A 19673-nucleotide genomic window follows, 5' to 3' on the forward strand; every position below is an offset into this window, starting at 1 on the left:
GCGCGCCGCAGGCCGTCATGCGCCGCCGTTCGGGCGTGCCAACGTCATTCCTCGAGCAGCACGTCGGCCGGCGCGCTCGCGCGCTGCGACCGGGTCGCGATGAAGTAAGCGTAGCCGACCGCCAGGAACGCGATGAACACCATCGCCACCAGCCCGTTGAAGTAGACCATGGTTCCGAGGCACACGAGGGCCGCCACGATCGCGAACGCCGGGAACAACGGGTACATCGGCGCACGGAACGGCCGCGCCATGTTCGGTTGCGAGCGGCGCAGCTTGAACAGCGCCGCCATGCTGACGATATACATCACGATCGCGCCGAACACCGACATCGTCACGATGTTCGCGGTGAGCGTCTGGCCGCCGAACTGGATCAGCTCGTCACTGTAGATCGCGGCGATCCCGACCACGCCGCCCGCGAGGATCGCGCGATGCGGGGTCTTGAAGCGCGGATGCACCTTCCCGAGCCATTCGGGCAGATAGCCTTCGCGGGCCAGCGCGAAGATCTGGCGCGAATAGCCGAGGATGATCCCGTGGAACGACGCGACCAGCCCGAACAGCCCGAGCCACACCAGCATGTGCATCCAGCCGCTGTTCGCGCCGACGATGTACTTCATCGCCTGCGGCAGCGGATCGTTGATGTTCGCGAGCTTGGTCCAGTCGCCCGCGCCGCCGGCGAACACCATCACGCCGATCGCGAGGACCACGAGCGTCAGGATGCCGGCCACGTAGGCGATCGGGATCGAGCGCTTCGGGTTCTTCGCTTCCTCGGCGGCCATCGCGACACCTTCGATCGCGAGGAAGAACCAGATCGCGAACGGAATCGCGGCGAACATGCCGTGGAACGCGCCCATGCTGAAGTGATCGGCACCGGCCCAGCCGCCCTTCATGAAGTTGCTCCACGCGAAGCCCGGCGACACGACGCCCATGAACACCAGCAGCTCGAAGATCGCGAACAGCGTGACGACCAGCTCGAACGTCGCGGCGATCTGCACGCCGACGATGTTCAGCGCCATGAACACGAGATACGCGCCCATCGCCGCGTGCTTCGGCTCGAGCCCAGGGAACTGCACGTGCAGGTATGCGCCGATCGCCAGCGCGATGGCGGGCGGCGCGAACACGAATTCGACGAGCGTCGCGGCGCCGGCGAGATAGCCGCCGGTCGGGCCGAATGCGCGGCGCGCATACGCGAACGGGCCGCCCGCGTGCGGGATCGACGTGGTCAGCTCGGTGAAGCTGAAGATGAAGGTGGTGTACATCGCCGCGACGAACAGCGCGGTGATGACGAAGCCCAGCGTGCCGGCGCTCGCCCAGCCGTAGCTCCAGCCGAAGTACTCGCCGGAGATCACGAGGCCGACCGCGATGCCCCACAGTTGCCAGGTGCCGAGCGTTTGCTGCAGCGCGGGCTGGCCGGACGACTTGGCGCCGGCTGCGGGCCGGCCATTCGACTCTGCTTTCATCGGATTCTCCTGAAGGGCGCCGGCCTGCCTGCCCGCGCGACTGAGAATCGATGCTAGAGAGTCATAAAACGACGTGTTATCGAAATTCGGCAAAGATGGCGGCTGACGTTTCGCTGACGGAAACGCCGGGCGCGTGGTGCGGGACGTTATGCAGGCGCGCTGGGCGCGCGCGGAGCGCGCCGGAGCGGGGTGTGGTGGCTCGGGCGGTGTGGACGCCTCGCGCGGTGTGGGTGGCTCGCGCGGCGTTGGTAGTCCGCGCGGCATGAGAGGCTCACACGGCGTTGGTGGTCCACGCGGTGGGGGTGGCTCGCGCGGCGTGGGTAGTCCGCGCGGCGTGAGTGGCTCGCGCGGCGTGGGTAGTCCGCGCGGCGTGAGTGACTCACGCGGCGCGGACGCCCCGTGCGGCGTTACTGACCGCCGCCGCGCTGGTTGAACCAGCGGTCGAGCAGCTTGCCGGCCGCTTCGCGGCCGCCGAGACCGAACGACAGCGCGACCGCGACCGCGACCGCGCCGAGCACGAGCCCGAACGCGAGCTGCACGATCTCGTTGGCGATGCCCATCGCGCGCAGCCCCATCGCGAACACGAGGCCGAGGATCGCGAACTGCGCGATCCGTGCGAACAATACGCTGTGCTCACGGTCGGCCTGCTCGATCACGCGCCGTGCAAGCCCGGCGAGCCACACGCCGATCACGAGGATCACGCCGCCCATCAGCACGTGACCACCGAATTCGATGAACAGCGTGACGACGTCGCGCACCTGCGTGAAGCCGAGCCGGTTGGCCGCCTCGACCGCCGCGAACAGCATCGCGAAGAACACGATCAGCCGTGCGACGAGCACCGACGGCTGCAGCATCCCGGAGAACACGCGCTCGACGCCGAGCACGGCCGGCAGCCCGTCGGCGCCGGCGGCTTCCAGCAGCTTCTGCGTGAGCGACGCGACGAAGCGCGCGAAATAGAACGTCACCACCACGATCACGATCGCCGCGACGATGTCGGGCACCGCGCCGAGGAACTGGTTCAGCATGTTGGTCGCAGGGATCGAGATCGCCTCGATCTTCAGCGCATCGAGCGCGGAGATCAGCGTCGGCACGAACACGAACACGTAGACGATCGTGCCGATCAGGCTCGACACGCGCACCGGCGTCGGGCTGTCGAGGCGCGCGGTGAGGCGGTCGGCGCCGGCCGCGACCAGCAGGTTCGTCACGAGGCCGCGCAGCACGCGCGCGACGATCCAGCCGACGAAGCCGATCATCGCCGCCGCGAACAGGTTCGGCACGATCGCGAGCAGCTTGTCGACCATTCCCTGCACCGGCGCCAGCAGTCCGGACAACGCGAACGACCCGAGAATCGCGGGCAGGAACATCAGGATGACGAGCCAGAACAGCACGTCGCCGAGATAGCCGCTCATCGGCTGCATGCCCGCGCTTTCGGCCAGCGCGGTGTCGACCTTGCTCGCCTTCAGTGCGCGGTTCGCGAGGCTGCGCAGCAGCGACGCGATGAGCCACGCGATCAGCGTCAGCGCCGCGCCGCCGATCAGGTTCGGCAGGTAGTCGACGATGTGCGTGACGAGCAGCGAGAACGGATTGGACACCGCGTACAGATTGAGCACGTTGAAGATGCCGACCGCGGTGACGAGCAGCACGAGCCAGAACAGCCCGGCGGCGATGATCCGCTCGACGCACGCGCCCTGACCGGTGCTTTCGCTGATCCGCCGGTCGACGTTCAGCGCGTTCAGCAGCCGGAGCGCGCCGGCCCGCACGGCCACGGCGATCAGCCAGCCGATCAGCAACAGGCCGATCGCGCCGGCTATCTTGGGCAGGTAGCCGCCCAGCGTGGTCTGCAGCGACGTGATGAAGCTGGAAGCATCCATTTCTTCTTCTCCCGAAAACGTGGCGTTGCGATTGAACGTCGACGAACTACCTGCGTACTTCGAAAACCGTGCGTTACCGTCCGGCGAACTTACCCGAGAAAAATGACGCGTTGATCCGATTTCACCCTCTTTAACTTTAGTCGGTGATCGGAGGGGTGAACCCCGATTCGGACAAATTAAAAGGGGGCGATTCGGGGGCGGACGATGGCTGGGAGAGGGGGCTAGCGATGACGTGGGGCGAACGCGGGTCCGGGGTATCGGGATGTCTGGGCTGGGAGGGAAGCCGGTCGATGCGGTCGCGGAGGGGTGCGGGGGTGGGTCTGTCGGTCTGTCGGTCTGTCGGTCTGTCGGTCTGTCGGTCTGTCGGTCTGTCGGTCTGTCGGTCTGTCGGTCTGCCGGTCTGCCGGTCTGCCGGTCTGCCGGTCTGCCGGCAACGATACCCGTGCTTGCGCGTCTAGCCGGCCTGCGTCCCGCAGTTCGGACAAAAGCGCGCGTCGGCGGCGAGTGCTGCCTGGCAACGGCCGCACGCGCGGCCACGCTGCGATACGCCGCACTGCGCGCAGAATCGCGCGGCCGGCGCGTTGAGCGCACCGCAGCCCGCGCATACGAGTTGGCGCAACGACAAGTCGGCGCCGGGCACGCCGCGGCCGCCGGTCGGCGGCTGCCGGCCCCAGTCATGGCGATCGCGGCCGTGCGCGTCGTACAGTTCGCGGCCTCGCTCGCCGTGATGGCCGCCGCCATGGCCGCTCTGCGGTCCGCTGCCGTGCCCGCCGCCGTGTGAGCCGTGTGAGCCGTGTGAGCCGTGTGAGCCGCCGTGCCCGCCCCCGTGCCGACCACCCCACCCGCCAAACACCCGTTTCAGCAACCCCATCGCCCGCTCCTCAGCGCTGCGTGCGCGCGCCGTCGAACACACCGGCCTTCGACAGCAGCCGCAACCCGTTGCCGACGACGATCAGGCTCGCGCCGGCGTCCGCGAACACGGCCATCCACATCGTGCCGAGCCCGGCGATCGTGAGACCGAGGAACACGATCTTCACGCCGAGCGCGAAGCCGATGTTCTGCACCAGCACGCGGTGCGTCGCCCGCGACAGCCGCACGAACGCGGGGATCTTGCGCAGGTCGTCGTCCATCAACGCGACGTCGGCCGTCTCGATCGCCGTGTCGGTGCCCATCGCGCCCATCGCGAAGCCGATATCGGCGCGCGCGAGAGCCGGCGCGTCGTTGATGCCGTCGCCGACCATCCCGACCGCGCCCGCGCCGCGCGCCGACAGCTCCTCGACCGCCGCGAGCTTGTCTTCGGGCAGCTGGTTGCCGCGCGCATCGTCGATGCCGGCCTGTTGCGCGATCGCCTGCGCGGTGTGCGGGTTGTCGCCCGTCAGCATCGCGGTGCGGATGCCGAGCGCATGCAGATCGGCGATCGCAGCGCGGCTCGTCTCCTTGATCGTGTCGGCCACCGCGAAGATGCCGAGCACGCGCGCCTCGTCGATCAGCATCACGACGCTCTTGCCCTGCCGCTCGAGCACGTCGAGCTTCGCTTCGAGCGCCGGCGAGCAGCGTTCGAGCTCCTCGACGAGCCGGTGATTGCCGAGCCAGTAGCGCGCGCCGCCGATCGTGCCGCGCACGCCGCGCCCGGCGAGCGCCTCGAAGTCCGTCACCTCGTCGAACGCAGCCGCGCTCGCATCGCGGGCGGCCGCGGCGATCGCCTGCGACACCGGGTGATCGGAGCGCGCCGCGAGGCTCGCGCCGAGCCGGTGCACCTGCGCGGCGTCGGCGTGCTCGGCATGCAGGTCGAAGTCGGTCTGCACCGGCTTGCCGTGCGTGATCGTGCCGGTCTTGTCGAGCGCGAGCCACGACAGCGTGCGGCCCTGTTCCAGATACACGCCGCCTTTCACGAGGATCCCGCGTCGCGCCGCGGCCGCGAGCCCCGACACGATCGTGACGGGCGTCGAGATCACCAGTGCGCACGGGCATGCGATCACGAGCAGCACCAGCGCGCGGTAGATCCAGTCGTGCCACGCGTCGCCGATGACGAGCGGCGGGACGACGGCCACCAGCAGCGCGATCGCGAACACGATCGGCGTGTAGACGCGCGCGAAGCGGTCGACGAAGCGCTGCGTCGGCGCCTTCGCGCCCTGCGCCTGCTCGACCGCATGGATGATCCGTGCGAGCGTCGAGTTCGATGCGGCCGCCGTCACACGATAGTCGAACGAACCCGATTCGTTGATCGTGCCGGCGTACACCGCGTCGCCGGTCGTCTTGTCGACGGGCAGGCTCTCGCCGGTGATCGGCGCCTGGTTCACCGTCGAGCGCCCGGCAACGACCTCGCCGTCGAGGCCGATCCGCTCGCCCGGCTTCACGCGCACGATCGCGCCCGGCGCAATCTGCGCGGCGTCGAGCGTGCGCCACGTGCCGTCGGCGTCCTGCACGGTCGCGGTGTCCGGTGCGAGCTGCATCAGCCCCTGGATCGCGTTGCGCGCCCGGTCGAGCGACTTCGCCTCGATCAGTTCGGCGATCGTGAACAGCACCATCACCATCGCCGCTTCCGGCCACTGGCCGATCGCCATCGCGCCCGTCACCGCGATGCTCATCAGCGCGTTGATGTTCAGGTTGCCGTTGCGGATCGCGATCCAGCCCTTCCTGTAGGTGGTCAGCCCGCACGCGAGGACGGCGGCGATCGCCAGCGCTGCCGACAGCCACACCGGCAGGCCGGCCCAGTTCACCGCCTCCGACGCGACCGCGGCGACGCCGGCGAGCGCGAGCGGCCACCAGGACTTCGCACGCGGCGCGTCGACGGGCGCGGCGGGCGTGTCCGCCGATGCAGCCTCGGGCGTCATCCCGAGCGTGCGGATCGCGCTTTCGATCGCCGGCTGCGCGCCGGGCACGTGGTCGACGGTCAGCATCCGCTGCATCAGGTTGAACTCCAGCGCCGACACCTGCTGCATCGCGCCGAGCTTCTTGCGGATCAGCGTCTCCTCGGTCGGGCAATCCATCTGCATGATCCGGAACGCGGAGCGCACGTGGCCCGATGCGGTCGCCCGTGCAGCGGGCAGCGGCGCGAGCGTCGGCGCGGCCGGCGCGCAGCAGCCGCCGGCCGCGTGCTCGTGCTCGTGCTCGTGCTCGTGCTCGTGCTCGTGCTCGTGCTCGTGCTCGTGCTCGTGCTCGTGCTCGTGCTCGTGCTCGTGAGCATGCTCGTGGGCGTGGCCCTGCGAACAAGCCGCCCCATGCACATGCCCATCGCCCCGCACCCTACCTGCAGCAGCGGCGCCGTGATCGTGCTGCGCGCCGTGCGCGCGCGAATCGGCGTGCTCATGACCATCGGCCTCCGGACGTACGCCGCGCGCCGCCACATCGCCGTGTGCGTGCTCGCCGCCCGCCGGCGCCGCGTCGCCGGCGCAGCACGCCTGCGTGTCGCGCGCGTCGGCGCAGCAGGTCGCGGCGCCGTCGGCATGGCGGTGTCGTGGGTCGGGGGTACGCTGGGCGTCGGTCATGAAGACCTCCTCTATGGCTGGACGAGGTAGAGTTAACACCCTGAAGCCACTACAAGGTCAACCCTTACAACGGAGCAAGCCATGAAGATCGGCGAACTGGCCAAAGCGGCCCGCTGCACGCCCGAAACGATCCGCTTCTACGAGCGGGAGGGGCTGATGCCGGATGCGGAGCGCACCGATTCGAACTACCGCAACTACACCGACGTGCACGTCGAACGGCTGCGCTTCATCCGCAACTGCCGCGCGCTCGACATGGCGCACGACGAAATCCGCGCGCTGCTGCAACTCACCGACACGCCGGCCGATCCGTGCGATTCGGTCAATGCACTGCTTGACGAACACATCGGCCACGTCGACGCGCGCCTCGCCGAACTCACGCATCTGCGCGACCAGCTGATCGAACTGCGCCGCCAGTGCGTCGGCGAACATTCGGTCGAGGACTGCGGGATCGTCCACGGTCTGACGACCATGGAGACGGTCGCGCCGCCCGCAAAACGCTCGCACCTCGGCTGAAGCCCTTGTCGGATCTGATAGTTTGCCCAATACTAGTCATGTCATGACTAGATATAGATGAACTACCCATGCCGGTCAGCCGCCCGTCACCGCTCGCCCTCGCCGTGCTGGCGACCCTCACCGAAACACCGATGCATCCGTACGGGATGCTGCAGCAGCTGAAAGCGCGCGGCTATGACGAAGTCGTCAACGTGCGGCAGCGCACGAGCCTTTACCAGATGATCGACCGGCTGTTGCGCGACGGGCTGATCGCCGTGCACGACACCGAGCGTGACGGCGCGTTTCCCGAACGCACGCTGTACAAGCTGACGGAAGCCGGCCACAAGGCGGGACAGGCCTGGCTGCATGCGCTGCTCGCCGAACCGGCGCGCGAATTCACCGCGTTCGGCGCCGGCCTCGCGTTCCTGCCGCTGCTCGACGCCGAGGATGCGCGCCGCCAGCTGGAGCGCCGCATCGACGCGCTCGAGGCCGAGCGCGAGCGCCTCGATGCGCTGCGCAACGCCGCGCAAGGCGATCAGGTGCCGCGCCTGTTCCTGCTGCAGAACGAGCATGCGCTCGTGATGCTCAACGCGGAGCTCGACTGGACGCGCAGCGTCGTCGAACACCTGAAGATCGGCGCGCTGCGCTGGGTCGACGCCTGACGCGCGCCCGCCCGGCCTGCACCCGTCAAAGCACCTTGCCGGGATTGAGCACGCCGGCGGGATCGAGCGCGGCCTTCAGGCGCCGCATCAGCGCGATCTCGGCTTCACTGCGCGTGTGCGCGAGATAGCCGCGCTTGAGCACGCCGATGCCGTGCTCCGCCGACACCGAGCCGCCCATGTCGCGTACGACCGCGTAGACGCAATCGTCGATCGCCTCCGCATCCGCGTCGCGCCTGCCGGCGAGCGATACGCCGACATGCACGTTGCCGTCGCCGACATGGCCGAAGAACAGACACACGATGTCCGGCCAGCGCCCGCGCAACGCCGCTTCGCAGCGTACGGCGAACGCGCCGAGCTCACCGGTCGGCAGGCTCACGTCGAAGTTCATCAGGTGCGGCAGCGCATCGATCGCGAGGCCTTCGCGCAGCGTCCACACGTCGCGCGCCTGCCGCGCCGAGGTCGCGAGCACGGCATCGTCGACGAGGCCCGCGTCGAGCGCGTCCGCGAGCGCGGCTTCCAGCGCCGCGCGCGCATCGCCGCCCGGCGCGCTCGTCGCGCACTCGATCAGCACCGCGAAGCCGCCGTCGCCCGCGAACGGCGCGACGACGCCGGGCGTATGACGCGCGACGTAGTCGTAAAAGGCCGGCCACATCGCTTCGAAACTGACGAGCTCCGGCAGCGCGCGCAGGCGGTTCCACAGCTCGAGGACGGCATCGTAGCCCTGCACGCGGCACAACGCGGTAGCCGGCTCGGCCAGCTTCGGATGCAGCCGCAGCACGGCGCGCGTGACGACGCCGAGCGTGCCCTCGCTGCCGATGAACAGCTGCTTCAGGTCGTAACCGGCGTTGTTCTTCAGCATCCGGTTCATCGACGACACGACGGTGCCGTCCGCCAGCACGGCCTCCAGCCCGAGCACCTGCTCGCGCATCATCCCGTAGCGGATCGCGCGCGTGCCGCCCGCGTTGGTCGCGAGCATGCCGCCGATCTGGCACGACCCGCGCGCGCCGAGATCGACGCCGAACGTGAAGCCCGCCGCGTCCGCCGCCTCCTGCACGGTCTGCAGCGGCGTGCCGGCCCGTACCGTCATCGTGCCGGCCGCCGCGTCGATCGCCTCGACGCCGGCGAAGCGCTCCATCGACAGCACGATCTCGCCGCCCAGCGCGACCGCGCCGCGCGCGAGCCCGGTGAGGCCGCCCTGCGGCACGACCGGCTGCGCGAGGCGCGTGCACAGCGCGAGCGTGCGCGACACCTCGTCGACGCTGCGCGGCCGCACCAGCGCGCGCGGGCGCACGCCGGCCGGCTCGTTGTACGCGGTGAAGTAGCGCGGCTCGATGTCGGCCGAGCGCGTGACGAGGCCATCATCCAGCGCATCGCCCAGCGCGGCGGCGAGCGCCGCGGCGAGCGCGTCGTCCGCCTGCGGCGGCACGCCAGGGCCGTCCGGCACGCCGGCCGCGGGCAGGCTCTGCATCGTCCGCACCGCTTACTTGGCGGAGATATCGACGTCGCCGAAGTACTTCCGGCCGAGCGTCTTCACGGTGCCGTCGGCCTTCAGATGCTCGATTGCCGCATCGAGCTTGGTCTTCAGCGCGTCGTCGCCCTTGCGCAGGCCGAACGCGATCCCGCTGCCGAGGATCCGGTCGTCGCGCACCGGCTGGCCGACGAACGCGAAGCCCTTGCCGTCCGGGCGCGACAGGAAACCGCGCTGGCCGGCCGGCGCGAGCACCAGAGTCGCGTCGAGGCGGCCCGCGACGAGATCCGCGTACGCCTGGTTCTGGTCCTGATACGCGACGACCGACACGCCGGCCGGTTCCCAGTGCGCCTTCGCATAGGTTTCCTGGATCGACGCCTGCAGCACGCCGACACGCTTGCCCTTCAGCGCGTCGGGCGTCGGCAGCAGGCCGCTGCCGGTGCGCGCGATCAGCTGCGTCGGCACGCGATAGATGATCGTCGTGAAATCGATTGCCTGACGCCGTTGCTCGGTCGCGTTCATCGCCGAATTGATCGCGTCGAACTTGCGTCCCTTCAGCGCCGGGATCAACCCGTCGAACGATGTCTCCACCCACTTGCACGTGAGTTTCGCGCGCTCGCACACCGCGTTGCCGACGTCGATGTCGAAGCCCTGCAGGTCGCCGTTCGGCGCCTTCGATTCGAACGGCGGGTACTGCGCCTCGAGGCCGAAGCGCAGCGTCTGTGCGTCGGCGAGCGCGGCGCCCGCGCCGAGCGCACATGCGATTGCGAACGCGAACTTGAGGATGGGGACATGCTTCATCGTGATCTCCTGGCTGGTCGGGCGGCGCCGTGCAGCGGCACGTGCGCCGGGTCCGTCGGTGGCTTTCCGTGCGACGTGCCCGTCGCGTGCTTGGGATGCGGGCCGCGCCCGCGCGTTACAGCGAACGCAATCGCCGCGCGCCCTCGATCAGCGTCGCGTCGTCCTTCGAGAAACTGAGGCGGATCACGCCCGTATCGGTGCCGTCCGCATAGAACGCCGACAACGGAATCGTCGCGACGCGCACATCGCGGATCACGCGCAGCACGAAGTCGCTGTCGCGTTCGTCCGACAGGTGCCGGAAGCGCGCGAGCATGAAGAACGAGCCCTCGCTCGGCAGCAGCTGCAGGCGCGAGCCGGCCAGCTCGCGCGCGAGCAGGTCGCGCTTGGCCTGATAGAACGCCGACAGGCCCAGATAGCTTTCCGGCCGCGCGAGCATCTGCGCGAACGCGACCTGCATCGGCGTGTCGGCCGAGAACGTCATGAACTGGTGGACCTTGCGGATCTCGTCCATCAGCGCGGCCGGCGCGACGCAATAACCGACGCGCCAGCCCGTCACGTGGAACGACTTGCCGAACGACGACACGATCACGCTGCGCTCGGCCAGCTCGCGATGCCGCGCGACGCTCTGGTGCTGAGCGCCGTCGAACACGACGTGCTCGTAGACCTCGTCGGACAGCACCACGATGTCGGTATTGCGCGTGAGCTGCGCGAGGCGTTCGAGATCGTCGGCGCGGAACACCGTCGCGGTCGGGTTGTGCGGCGTGTTGACGACGATCATCCGCGTGCGCGGCGTGATCGCCGCGGCCACTTCGTCCCAGTCGACGCGGAAATGCTCGGGCGACAGCTTGATCGCCACCGGCGTCGCGTGCTGCATCCGCACGATCGGCGCATAGCTGTCGAACGCCGGCTCGAAATAGATGACCTCGTCGCCCGGATGCACGAGCGCGCTGATCGCCGCGTACAAGCCCTCGCTCGCGCTCGCGATCACGGTGATCTCGGTGCCCGGATCGTAACGCGCGCCGTACAGCGCCTCGGTCTTTTCCGCGAGCCGCTCGCGCAGCGACACGACGCCGGCCATCGGCGCGTACTGGTTGTGCCCGTCGCGCATCGCGCGCGCGACGCCGTCGATCAACGCGGGATCTGGCGCGAAATTCGGCGCGCCTTGCGAAAGGTTCAGCGCATCGTGCTGCGCGGCAAGCTGGCCGATCACCGTGAAGATCGTCGTGCCGACGTCCGGCAGTTTCGAACGGTGCGTGATGGCGCTTCGCATGACTCCTCCTGATGTCCGCCGGGCATGCCGGCGCGGTGCGCGGCGATGCCGGTGTCGGGCGATTTAGCCCGAGCCAATATCGACGCACAATCGAAAGTTCGTCATGACGGCCATGCATTTTGCTCATGGCATTCGATACGCGTGGCCCGGCATCGCGCGGGCAGATGCCGTTCACGCATGCGTATCAGGCATCGTCGTGCGGAGAAGCCGCGCGGCCGCGGCGCGTGTCAGTCGTGCAGCGCCGCCAGATAGCCGCCCAGCGCGGCGTGCAGCTCGCGGCGCAGCGCGGCGAAGTCGAGCGCCGGCCCGAGCGTCAGCAGCGCCTGGGACACGCCGCCGTAGCAGAGCGCGTGCGCCATCCGCGCGCACGCCTCAAGCCGCGCGGCCGGCGGCGGGTCGCCGGCCTGCGCGAGCGCGTCGCGCCACAACGCGACATAGGCCGCGTAATGACGGCGGTACGCGGCAAGCGGCGACACCTGACGCTCCAGCACGAACAGCACGCCCCACAGCGCCGCATCGGCGGCGATCACTTCCACCTGCAGATCGACGAGCGCGGCCGCGACCTCGGCGCGCGGCATGCCGCGCAGCCCGTGCGCGGCCGCACGCAGCCGCTCGGCGAGCGCCAGCACGCGCCGGTGGATGCACAGCGCGGCGAGGCTCTGCTTGTCGCCGAAGTATTCGTAGAAGGTGCCGACGCTCACGCCGGCGACCGCCGCGATCTCGCGGATCGTCACGTTCGCGTGCCCGCGTTCGAGCAAAAGCTGAACGAACGCCTGCTGCAACGCATCGGACGTGGCCTGAGCGCGCGACTGGCGCGGCCGGCGGCGCAACGCGGGCGCGGGTTGCGCGCCCGGCTGACCGGGCGGCGCCGGAACCTGAACATGTCGCGGCGGCATATTTGCTACTCTGAAATTCAGCGGAACACGCGGTTGACGGGAAACCGGCACACGAGCGGCCGCGAAGCACGACACCGGAGACAGCCCGATGACCGAAGCGACCCATGCCGTCACGAACCAGTTCGACGAACTGGTCGACTATAACCTGTTCGCCACCGACGCCGCGCTGCGCGACGCGCTCGCCCGCGCGGGCGCCGGCTGGGCCGCGCCGCAGCTCGACGCATACGGCGCGCGACTCGGCAGCGCCGACACGGCGCGCCTCGCCGACGAAGCGAACCGCCACACGCCCGAGCTGAACGCGTTCGACCGGCGCGGGCGCCGCATCGACCGTGTCGAGTTCCACCCGGCCTGGCACACGCTGCTCGGCATGTACCGCAACGAAGGCCTGGTGTCGCTCGCGTTCCGCGACACACGCCGCGGCCGCTGGGCGGCGACCGCGGCGGGCTTCTACCTGCACGGCCAGATCGAGGCCGGCACGCTGTGCCCGGCGACGATGACGCAGGCCGCGATTCCGCTGCTGCAGAAGGAGCCCGCGCTGTGGGCGCTGCTGCGCGACAAGCTGTACAGCGACGACTACGATCCGCGCGACGTGCCGCTCGCCGGCAAGCGCTCGATCTGGTTCGGGATGGGCATGACGGAGAAACAGGGCGGCTCCGACGTGCGCGCCAACACGACGCTCGCGACCGCCAGCGGCGCCGGTGGGCGCGGCGGCGAATACCGGCTGCGCGGGCACAAGTGGTTCTTCTCCGCGCCGATGTGCGACGCGCATCTCGTCGTCGCGCGCACCGAAGCGGGCGGCCCGTCGTGCTTCTACGTGCCGCGCTGGCGGCCCGACGGCACGAAGAACGCGGTCGAGATCCAGCGGCTGAAGAACAAGGTCGGCAACCGCAGCAACTCGAGCAGCGAGATCGAGCTGAACGACGCGTGGGGCATCATGCTCGGCGACGAGGGGCGCGGCATTCCGACCATCATCGAGATGGCGACCTACACGCGGCTGAACTGCGTGCTCGGCAGCGCGGCGATGCTGCGCCAGGGGGTCGTGCAGGCGATCGCGTACACGCGCCAGCGCCACGCGTTCGGGCGCGCGCTCGCCGAGCAGCCGCTGATGCGCACGGTGCTCGCCGATCTCGCGCTCGAGAGCGAGGCGGCGCTGGTGCTGGCGATGCGCATCGCCGACGCATTCGAGCTCGACGACTCGCCGCGCGAGCGCGCATGGAAGCGGATCGTCACGCCGGCCGCGAAGTTCTGGGTCTGCAAGCGCGCGGTCGAGCTGACCGGCGAGGTGATGGAAGTGTTCGGCGGCAACGGCTACGTCGACGACGGGCCGATTGCGCGGCTGTTCCGTGAAGCGCCGGTGAATTCGATCTGGGAAGGCTCGGGCAACGTGATGTGCCTCGACGTGTTGCGCGCCGTGTCGCGCGAGCCCGACGCGGCGGCCGCGCTGCTCGCCGAACTGACGGAGCTGGGCGCGGGCGAGCCGCGCATCCGCGCGGCGCTCGACGTGCTGCGCGCGATGCTGGCGGCGCCGGCCGACGCGCTCGAAGCCTCGGCGCGCCTGTTCGCGCAGCGGCTCGCGCTGGTGGCGCAGGCCTGCCTGCTCACACGCGATGCGCCGGCGGCGGTCGCCGATGCGTTCATCGCGACGCGGCTCGCGGCGCCGGACTGGGGACGCGTCGCGGGCGGCTTCGATCCGCGTGCGATGGATGTCGCGGCGTTGCTGGAGCGTACGTACCCCGCCTGACGTCGCCGCAGTACCCGCCAATCCGCCAACAAAAAAGCCGCCGGGCCCGAAGGCCCGACGGCTTTCCCGCAGGATGCGCGACGCGACGCCGTTCGGCGCCGCCCGCGATCCGCATCGTGCTTACTTGCCGCCGATGCTCTTCAGCGGCTTCCACTCGCCCTTCTCGACCTTGTACATCGTGATGCCGCCGTTCTTCAGGTCGCCCTTCGCGTCGTACGCGACGTGCGTCGACGTCACGCCGGCCATGTCGGTCTTCGCGAGGACCGGCAGATACTTCGCCGGATCGGTCGAATCGGCCTTCTTCATCGCGTTCAGCATCGCCATCGCGCCGTCGTAGGCATACGGCGAGTAGGTCTGGACGTCTTCGCCGAAACGCTTCTTGTACTTCTCCGCGTACGACTTGCCGCCGGGCATTTCGTCGAGCGGCAGGCCGGCCAGCGATGCGATCGTGCCATCGGCCGCGTTGCCCGCGATCTTCAGGAACGTCGGCGTCTTCACCATTTCGCCGCTCATCAGCGGTGCGGTGAAGCCGAGCGTCTTCATCTGCTTGACCATCGGCGCTGCCTGCGAGTCCGCGCCGCCGTAGTAGACGAGATCCGGCTTCGCCGCCTTCAGCTTGGTCAGGATCGCCTTGAAGTCGACGGCCTTGTCGTTCGTGAATTCACGATCGACGATCGTCGCGCCGGCCGCCTTTGCAGCCTTCTCGAACTGGTCGGCAAGACCCTGGCCGTAAGCCGTGCGGTCGTCGACGATCGCGATCTTCTTCAAGCCGAGATCCTTCGCCGCGAAGGTGCCCGCCACCGAGCCCTGCTGCGTGTCGGACGTCATCATGCGGAAGGTCGTCTTGTAACCCTGCTGCGTGTATTCCGGCGCCGTCGCCATCGCGATTTCCGGAATGCCGGCGTTCGCGTAGATGCGCGATGCCGGAATCGTCGTGCCCGAGTTGAAGTGGCCGAGCATGCCCTTGATGCCGTCGTCGACCAGCTTCTGCGCGACCGTCGTGCCGGTGCGCGGGTCAGCCTGATCGTCCTGCGTCTCGAGCACGAACTTCACCGGCTTGCCGCCGATCTTCGGGTTCGTCGCGTTGAAGTCTTCCAGCGCGAGCACGATCCCGTTCTGCATATCCTTGCCGTAGTGAGCCTGGGCGCCCGTCATCGGCCCTGCGTAACCGATCTTCACGTCGTCCGCATGGGCCGTCCCCGCAAGCGACATGACGGCGACGAACGTCGCGCCTGCCAGCTTTTTCATCGTGTGTTGCATAGCATCTCCTTGGTACCAGGGTAAATGGAGCGGCTTCGGGATCGCCTTGCCACTCCCTTTGTTTGATCCGAACGGCAAGGATCGTCAGCCGATCGTCATCAAATTCGCATTGCCGCCCGCCGCGGCCGTGTTCACGCTGACCGAGCGCTCGGTCAGCAGCCGCTCGAGCGCGTAGTCTTCCGCGTCGCCGTTCTCGAACGCGCCCGCCGACACGCCCTGCACCGACACGATCGGACCCGGGCGCTGCGCGACGTCCTTCACGAGCGTCTGCAGCTCGTCGCTGTCGCCTTCGAACAGCACGGCGTCGAACGGCGCGTCGGCCTGCTTGCGCACGGCCGCATGGCCCTTCAGCGCGGCCGGCAGCGCGGCGACCAGCGCCTCGCCCGCCGAGCCGACGAACAGCGCCCGGTTGCCCGTCGCCAGCACCGCCGCGAACTGCGCGCGCGCGCCGCTCGGCGTGGCCGCGACACACAGCACCGTGCCGCGCGGGCCGAGTGTATACGTGTTTCGCTCGCCCGTCGGCCCGGTCAGCACGGCCGTCGCACCGGCCGGCACCTGGGACAGATAGCCGTCGCAGCGCGCCGCCAGCGCCGGCTCGCGCTGCTCGATCAGCCAGTCGCGCAGCGCGGTGAGCGCCGCCGCCGGATTGCCGCGCTGCTCGCCTTCGGCCACGCCGTCGGCGATCAGCGTCTGCGCGAGCGCCTTCGGCAAGCCCGACGGACGCGTCGCGAGCAGACGCTGCAGGTACAGCGCGCCGCCGGCCTTCGGGCCCGTGCCCGACAGCCCTTCGCCGCCGAACGGCTGCACGCCGACCACCGCGCCGATCACGTTGCGGTTCACGTAGATGTTGCCGACGTGCGCATTGGCGATCACGTGCGCGATCGTCTCGTCGATCCGCGTGTGGATGCCGAGCGTGAGCCCGTAACCGGTCGCGCGGATCTGCTCGAGCAGCTTGTCGAGCTGGCTGCGGCGGTAACGCACCACGTGCAGCACGGGGCCGAACACCTCGCGCTTCAACTCGTCGATGCTGCCGATCTCGATCAGCGTCGGCGGCACGAAGGTGCCGTGCGCGCAGGCGTCGGGCATCGGCAGCTGCGTGACCGCGTGGCCCTTGTCCTTCATCGCGGCGACGTGCGTGTCGATCGTCTGCTTCGCTTCGGCGTCGATCACCGGGCCGACGTCGGTCGACAGACGGTCCGGGTTGCCGAGCGCCAGCTCGTGCATCGCGCCCTTGAGCATCGTCAGCGTACGGTCGGCGACATCGTCCTGCAGACACAGAACGCGCAGCGCCGAGCAGCGTTGACCGGCCGAGTCGAACGACGATTGCATCACGTCCGCGACGACCTGCTCCGCGAGCGCCGACGAGTCGACGATCATCGCGTTCTGGCCGCCCGTTTCGGCGATCAGCGGAATCGGCTTGCCGTCCGGGTCGAGCCGCGCGGACAGCGTCTTGTTGATCAGGCGCGCGACTTCGGTCGAGCCGGTGAACATCACCGCACGCGTGCGCGGATCGGCGACCAGCGCCGCGCCGACGGTTTCGCCGGTGCCCGGCAGCAGCTGCACCGCGCCGGCCGGCACGCCGGCCTCGCGCAGCAGGCGCACGGCCTGCGCGGCGATCAGCGGCGTCTGTTCGGCCGGCTTGGCGAGCACCGTGTTGCCGGCCGCGAGCGCGGCGGCCACCTGCCCCATGAAGATCGCGAGCGGGAAGTTCCACGGGCTGATGCAGACCACCGGGCCGAGCGGACGGTGCGTGTCGTTCGAGAACTCGCCGCGGATCTGCGCCGCGTAGTAGCGCAGGAAGTCGACGGCTTCGCGGATTTCGGCGATCGCGTTCGGCAGCGACTTGCCGGCTTCGCGCACGATCAGGCCCATCAGCGTGTGCATCTGCGCTTCGAGCAGATCGGCTGCGCGCACCAGGCAGTCGGCGCGCGCATCGACCGGCGTCGCCTGCCAGATCGGCGCGGCCGCGACCGCGTGGGCGAGCGCCGCGCTCACGTGCTCGGACGTCGCTTCGCTGACCGCGCCGACCACGTCGCGCTGGTCGGCCGGGTTGCGCACGTCGCGCGCCGGGGCGTCGGCGAGCGCGTCGTCGGCCAGCATCGGCGCCGCGCGCCACGGATGATGCGCGCTCGCGAGCAGCGCCGACGACAGCGACGCGAGACGGTGCTCGTTCGACAGGTCGAGGCCCATCGAGTTGGCGCGCTCGTCGCCGTACAGGTTGCGCGGCAGCGGGATCTTCGCGTGCGGCGCGCCGAGCGGCACGACCTTCGACGCCTCGTCGACCGGGTCGGCGACCAGCTCCTTCACCGATACCGTCTTGTCGGCGATGCGGTTCACGAACGACGTGTTCGCGCCGTTCTCCAGCAGGCGGCGCACGAGGTACGCGAGCAGCGTTTCGTGCGTGCCGACCGGCGCGTAGACGCGGCACGGGCGGTTCAGCTTGTCGCGGCCGGTGACTTCCTCGTACAGCGGCTCGCCCATCCCGTGCAGGCACTGGAATTCGTACTGGCCCGGGTAGTAGTTCTGGCCGGCCAGGTGATAGATCGCGGCGAGCGTGTACGCGTTGTGCGTCGCGAACTGCGGGTACACGGCGTCGGGCGCCGCGAGCAGCTTCTTCGCGCACGCGAGGTACGACACGTCGGTGTAGATCTTGCGCGTATAGACCGGATAGCCTTCGAGGCCGTCGACCTGCGCGCGCTTGATTTCGCTGTCCCAGTACGCGCCCTTCACGAGGCGGATCATCAGGCGGTGACGGCTGCGGCGCGCGAGATCGATCAGGTAGTCGATCACGAACGGGCAACGCTTCTGATAGCCCTGCACGACGAAACCGATGCCGTTCCAGCCGGCGAGATCCGGATCGAAACACAGCGCCTCGAGCAGGTCGAGCGACAGCTCGAGCCGGTCGGCTTCTTCCGCGTCGATGTTCAGGCCGATGTCGTAGCGGCGCGCGAGCAGCGCGAGCGCACGCACGCGCGGCAGCAGCTCGCTCATCGTGCGGTCCTGCTGCGAGCGCGAGTAGCGCGCGTGCAGCGCCGACAACTTGATCGAGATGCCCGGGCCCTCGTAGATGCCGCGGCCGCCCGCGGCCTTGCCGATCGCGTGGATCGCCTGCTCGTACGACGCGTAGTAGCGCAGCGCGTCCTCTTCGGTGGTCGCCGCTTCGCCGAGCATGTCGTACGAGTAGCGGAAGCCGCGCGCTTCGTACTTGCGGCTGTTCGCCAGCGCTTCCGAAATCGTCTCGCCGGTGACGAACTGCTCGCCCATCAGGCGCATCGCCATGTCGACGCCCTTGCGGATCAGCGGCTCGCCGCCGCGCCCGATCAGGCGCGTGAGCGCCGACGACAGCCCCGCTTCGCTGTTGGTCGTCACCAGCTTGCCGGTGATCATCAGGCCCCAGGTCGCCGCGTTCACGAACAGCGACGGCGCGTGGCCGACGTGCGAGCGCCAGTCGCCCTTGCTGATCTTGTCGCGGATCAGCGCATCGCGCGTCGCGCGGTCGGGGATGCGCAGCAGCGCTTCGGCGAGGCACATCAGCGCGACGCCTTCCTGGCTCGACAGCGAAAACTCGTGGATCAGCCCTTCGACGCCGCCGCCCGAGCTCTTCTCGCGCAGCGTCTCGACGAGGTGCGTCGCGAGCGTCTGCACGTCCGCCTGCAGGTTCGCCGGCAGGCGCGCCTGGCCCAGCAGGAACGGCACGCATTCCGGCTCGGGGCGGCGATACGCGGCGGTGATCGCCGCGCGCAGCACCGATTGCGGCTGCACGTTCTGCGCGAACTCGAGGAACGGATGCGGCGAGTTGTCGTCGTCTTCCGCCGCGTGGCCGTCGGCGAGCTCGGTCACGCCGCTGCTGCCCGACAGCTCGGGCGGCAACTGACCGTGCTCGATGCGCTCGAGATACGCGAAGATCGCCTGCTTGATCAGCCAGTGGGGAGTGCGCTCGAGACGCGTCGCCGCGTCTTTCAGGCGCGAGCGGAGAAGGTCGTCGACTTTGACGCCGAGAGTCGTGCTTGCCATGGTGGGTTCGTGCGCCGGCGCGGGTCCGGCCATGTGGTGTGAGAGGATGCGCGAAATCCTACGGCACGCAATAAAAAGGTGCAACCGAATTACACGGCCGGTTGCACCCATTGGATAGTCAATATAATCAGCCACTTAGGCGGTTGCAACCTAGGAGTTGCCCGTGGTCGGCGGATCGGTGTTTTCCCTGATCCGTGCCGTTTGGCCGGCGGCGGCGGCTTTTGGGGCGCGCGGCGCGTGGCCGAAGCGGGTT

Annotated in this window: 13 protein-coding genes; 3 read left to right on the forward strand and 10 right to left on the reverse strand. The window is 69.3% G+C overall.

Going from position 1 to position 19673, the window contains the following annotated elements:
• Positions 1-44 precede the first annotated feature (44 nt).
• The 4 genes from eat to MBR110_RS01640 all read right to left on the reverse strand — a co-directional run bounded on the left by eat (position 45) and on the right by MBR110_RS01640 (position 6816).
• The gene (gene eat, locus MBR110_RS01625; RefSeq protein WP_014722192.1) at positions 45-1457 is read right to left on the reverse strand and encodes an ethanolamine permease; all 1413 of its coding nucleotides are present in this window, start codon (positions 1455-1457) and stop codon (positions 45-47) included.
• 407 nt (positions 1458-1864) lie between these two features.
• Positions 1865-3328, reverse strand: a complete 1464-nt coding sequence (locus MBR110_RS01630; protein WP_014722191.1) for a mechanosensitive ion channel — start codon at positions 3326-3328, stop codon at positions 1865-1867.
• A gap of 454 nt (positions 3329-3782) precedes the next feature.
• Positions 3783-4199, reverse strand: coding sequence for a zinc ribbon domain-containing protein (locus tag MBR110_RS01635; protein WP_080957676.1), 417 nt, complete (start codon positions 4197-4199; stop codon positions 3783-3785).
• A 10-nt stretch (positions 4200-4209) separates the two neighbouring features.
• A complete protein-coding gene (locus MBR110_RS01640) occupies positions 4210-6816 on the reverse strand; it encodes a heavy metal translocating P-type ATPase (RefSeq protein WP_181709140.1) in 2607 nt (868 codons plus the stop codon).
• Between the two features lie 81 nt (positions 6817-6897).
• On the opposite strand from MBR110_RS01640, the gene cadR reads away from it, so the two are divergent.
• Positions 6898-7329 carry a Cd(II)/Pb(II)-responsive transcriptional regulator gene (cadR, locus tag MBR110_RS01645; RefSeq protein WP_011882831.1) on the forward strand — a complete coding sequence of 144 codons (432 nt, stop codon included), beginning with the start codon at positions 6898-6900 and terminating at the stop codon, positions 7327-7329.
• Between the two features lie 68 nt (positions 7330-7397).
• Positions 7398-7970 carry a PadR family transcriptional regulator gene (locus MBR110_RS01650; protein ID WP_059460831.1) on the forward strand — a complete coding sequence of 191 codons (573 nt, stop codon included), beginning with the start codon at positions 7398-7400 and terminating at the stop codon, positions 7968-7970.
• Positions 7971-7995: 25 nt separating this feature from the next.
• Here MBR110_RS01650 and MBR110_RS01655 read toward each other — a convergent pair whose 3' ends face one another.
• From MBR110_RS01655 to MBR110_RS01670, 4 genes are all read right to left on the reverse strand, one after another.
• Positions 7996-9438, reverse strand: coding sequence for an FAD-binding oxidoreductase (locus tag MBR110_RS01655; protein ID WP_175898695.1), 1443 nt, complete (start codon positions 9436-9438; stop codon positions 7996-7998).
• 12 nt (positions 9439-9450) lie between these two features.
• Positions 9451-10239, reverse strand: a complete 789-nt coding sequence (locus MBR110_RS01660; RefSeq protein ID WP_011882828.1) for an ABC transporter substrate-binding protein — start codon at positions 10237-10239, stop codon at positions 9451-9453.
• A gap of 115 nt (positions 10240-10354) precedes the next feature.
• Positions 10355-11509 (reverse strand): pyridoxal phosphate-dependent aminotransferase, encoded by a 1155-nt coding sequence (locus tag MBR110_RS01665; RefSeq protein WP_014722182.1) that lies wholly within the window; start codon positions 11507-11509, stop codon positions 10355-10357.
• Positions 11510-11736: 227 nt separating this feature from the next.
• Positions 11737-12405, reverse strand: a complete 669-nt coding sequence (locus MBR110_RS01670) for a TetR/AcrR family transcriptional regulator (RefSeq protein ID WP_059568056.1) — start codon at positions 12403-12405, stop codon at positions 11737-11739.
• Positions 12406-12493: 88 nt separating this feature from the next.
• Between MBR110_RS01670 and MBR110_RS01675 the strand changes: the two genes are divergently transcribed.
• Positions 12494-14146, forward strand: coding sequence for an acyl-CoA dehydrogenase family protein (locus MBR110_RS01675; protein WP_011882825.1), 1653 nt, complete (start codon positions 12494-12496; stop codon positions 14144-14146).
• Positions 14147-14266: 120 nt separating this feature from the next.
• Here MBR110_RS01675 and MBR110_RS01680 read toward each other — a convergent pair whose 3' ends face one another.
• Positions 14267-15406, reverse strand: coding sequence for a branched-chain amino acid ABC transporter substrate-binding protein (locus MBR110_RS01680; protein WP_011882824.1), 1140 nt, complete (start codon positions 15404-15406; stop codon positions 14267-14269).
• Between the two features lie 84 nt (positions 15407-15490).
• Positions 15491-19420 carry a trifunctional transcriptional regulator/proline dehydrogenase/L-glutamate gamma-semialdehyde dehydrogenase gene (putA, locus tag MBR110_RS01685; RefSeq protein WP_181709141.1) on the reverse strand — a complete coding sequence of 1310 codons (3930 nt, stop codon included), beginning with the start codon at positions 19418-19420 and terminating at the stop codon, positions 15491-15493.
• Between the last annotated feature and the right edge of the window lie 253 nt (positions 19421-19673).

Origin of the sequence: Burkholderia sp. MBR-1 (genome assembly GCF_013822785.1) — a bacterium.
Lineage (GTDB): Bacteria > Pseudomonadota > Gammaproteobacteria > Burkholderiales > Burkholderiaceae > Burkholderia > Burkholderia vietnamiensis.

Bases quoted from the DNA above. Each gene is read 5' to 3' on its own strand.
- eat (WP_014722192.1), bottom strand. From the start codon at position 1,457: ATGAAAGCAGAGTCGAATGGCCGGCCCGCAGCCGGCGCCAAGTCGTCC.
- MBR110_RS01630 (WP_014722191.1), bottom strand. From the start codon at position 3,328: ATGGATGCTTCCAGCTTCATCACGTCGCTGCAGACCACGCTGGGCGGC.
- MBR110_RS01635 (WP_080957676.1), bottom strand. From the start codon at position 4,199: ATGGGGTTGCTGAAACGGGTGTTTGGCGGGTGGGGTGGTCGGCACGGG.
- MBR110_RS01640 (WP_181709140.1), bottom strand. From the start codon at position 6,816: ATGACCGACGCCCAGCGTACCCCCGACCCACGACACCGCCATGCCGAC.
- cadR (WP_011882831.1), top strand. From the start codon at position 6,898: ATGAAGATCGGCGAACTGGCCAAAGCGGCCCGCTGCACGCCCGAAACG.
- MBR110_RS01650 (WP_059460831.1), top strand. From the start codon at position 7,398: ATGCCGGTCAGCCGCCCGTCACCGCTCGCCCTCGCCGTGCTGGCGACC.
- MBR110_RS01655 (WP_175898695.1), bottom strand. From the start codon at position 9,438: ATGCAGAGCCTGCCCGCGGCCGGCGTGCCGGACGGCCCTGGCGTGCCG.
- MBR110_RS01660 (WP_011882828.1), bottom strand. From the start codon at position 10,239: ATGAAGCATGTCCCCATCCTCAAGTTCGCGTTCGCAATCGCATGTGCG.
- MBR110_RS01665 (WP_014722182.1), bottom strand. From the start codon at position 11,509: ATGCGAAGCGCCATCACGCACCGTTCGAAACTGCCGGACGTCGGCACG.
- MBR110_RS01670 (WP_059568056.1), bottom strand. From the start codon at position 12,405: ATGCCGCCGCGACATGTTCAGGTTCCGGCGCCGCCCGGTCAGCCGGGC.
- MBR110_RS01675 (WP_011882825.1), top strand. From the start codon at position 12,494: ATGACCGAAGCGACCCATGCCGTCACGAACCAGTTCGACGAACTGGTC.
- MBR110_RS01680 (WP_011882824.1), bottom strand. From the start codon at position 15,406: ATGCAACACACGATGAAAAAGCTGGCAGGCGCGACGTTCGTCGCCGTC.
- putA (WP_181709141.1), bottom strand. From the start codon at position 19,420: ATGGCAAGCACGACTCTCGGCGTCAAAGTCGACGACCTTCTCCGCTCG.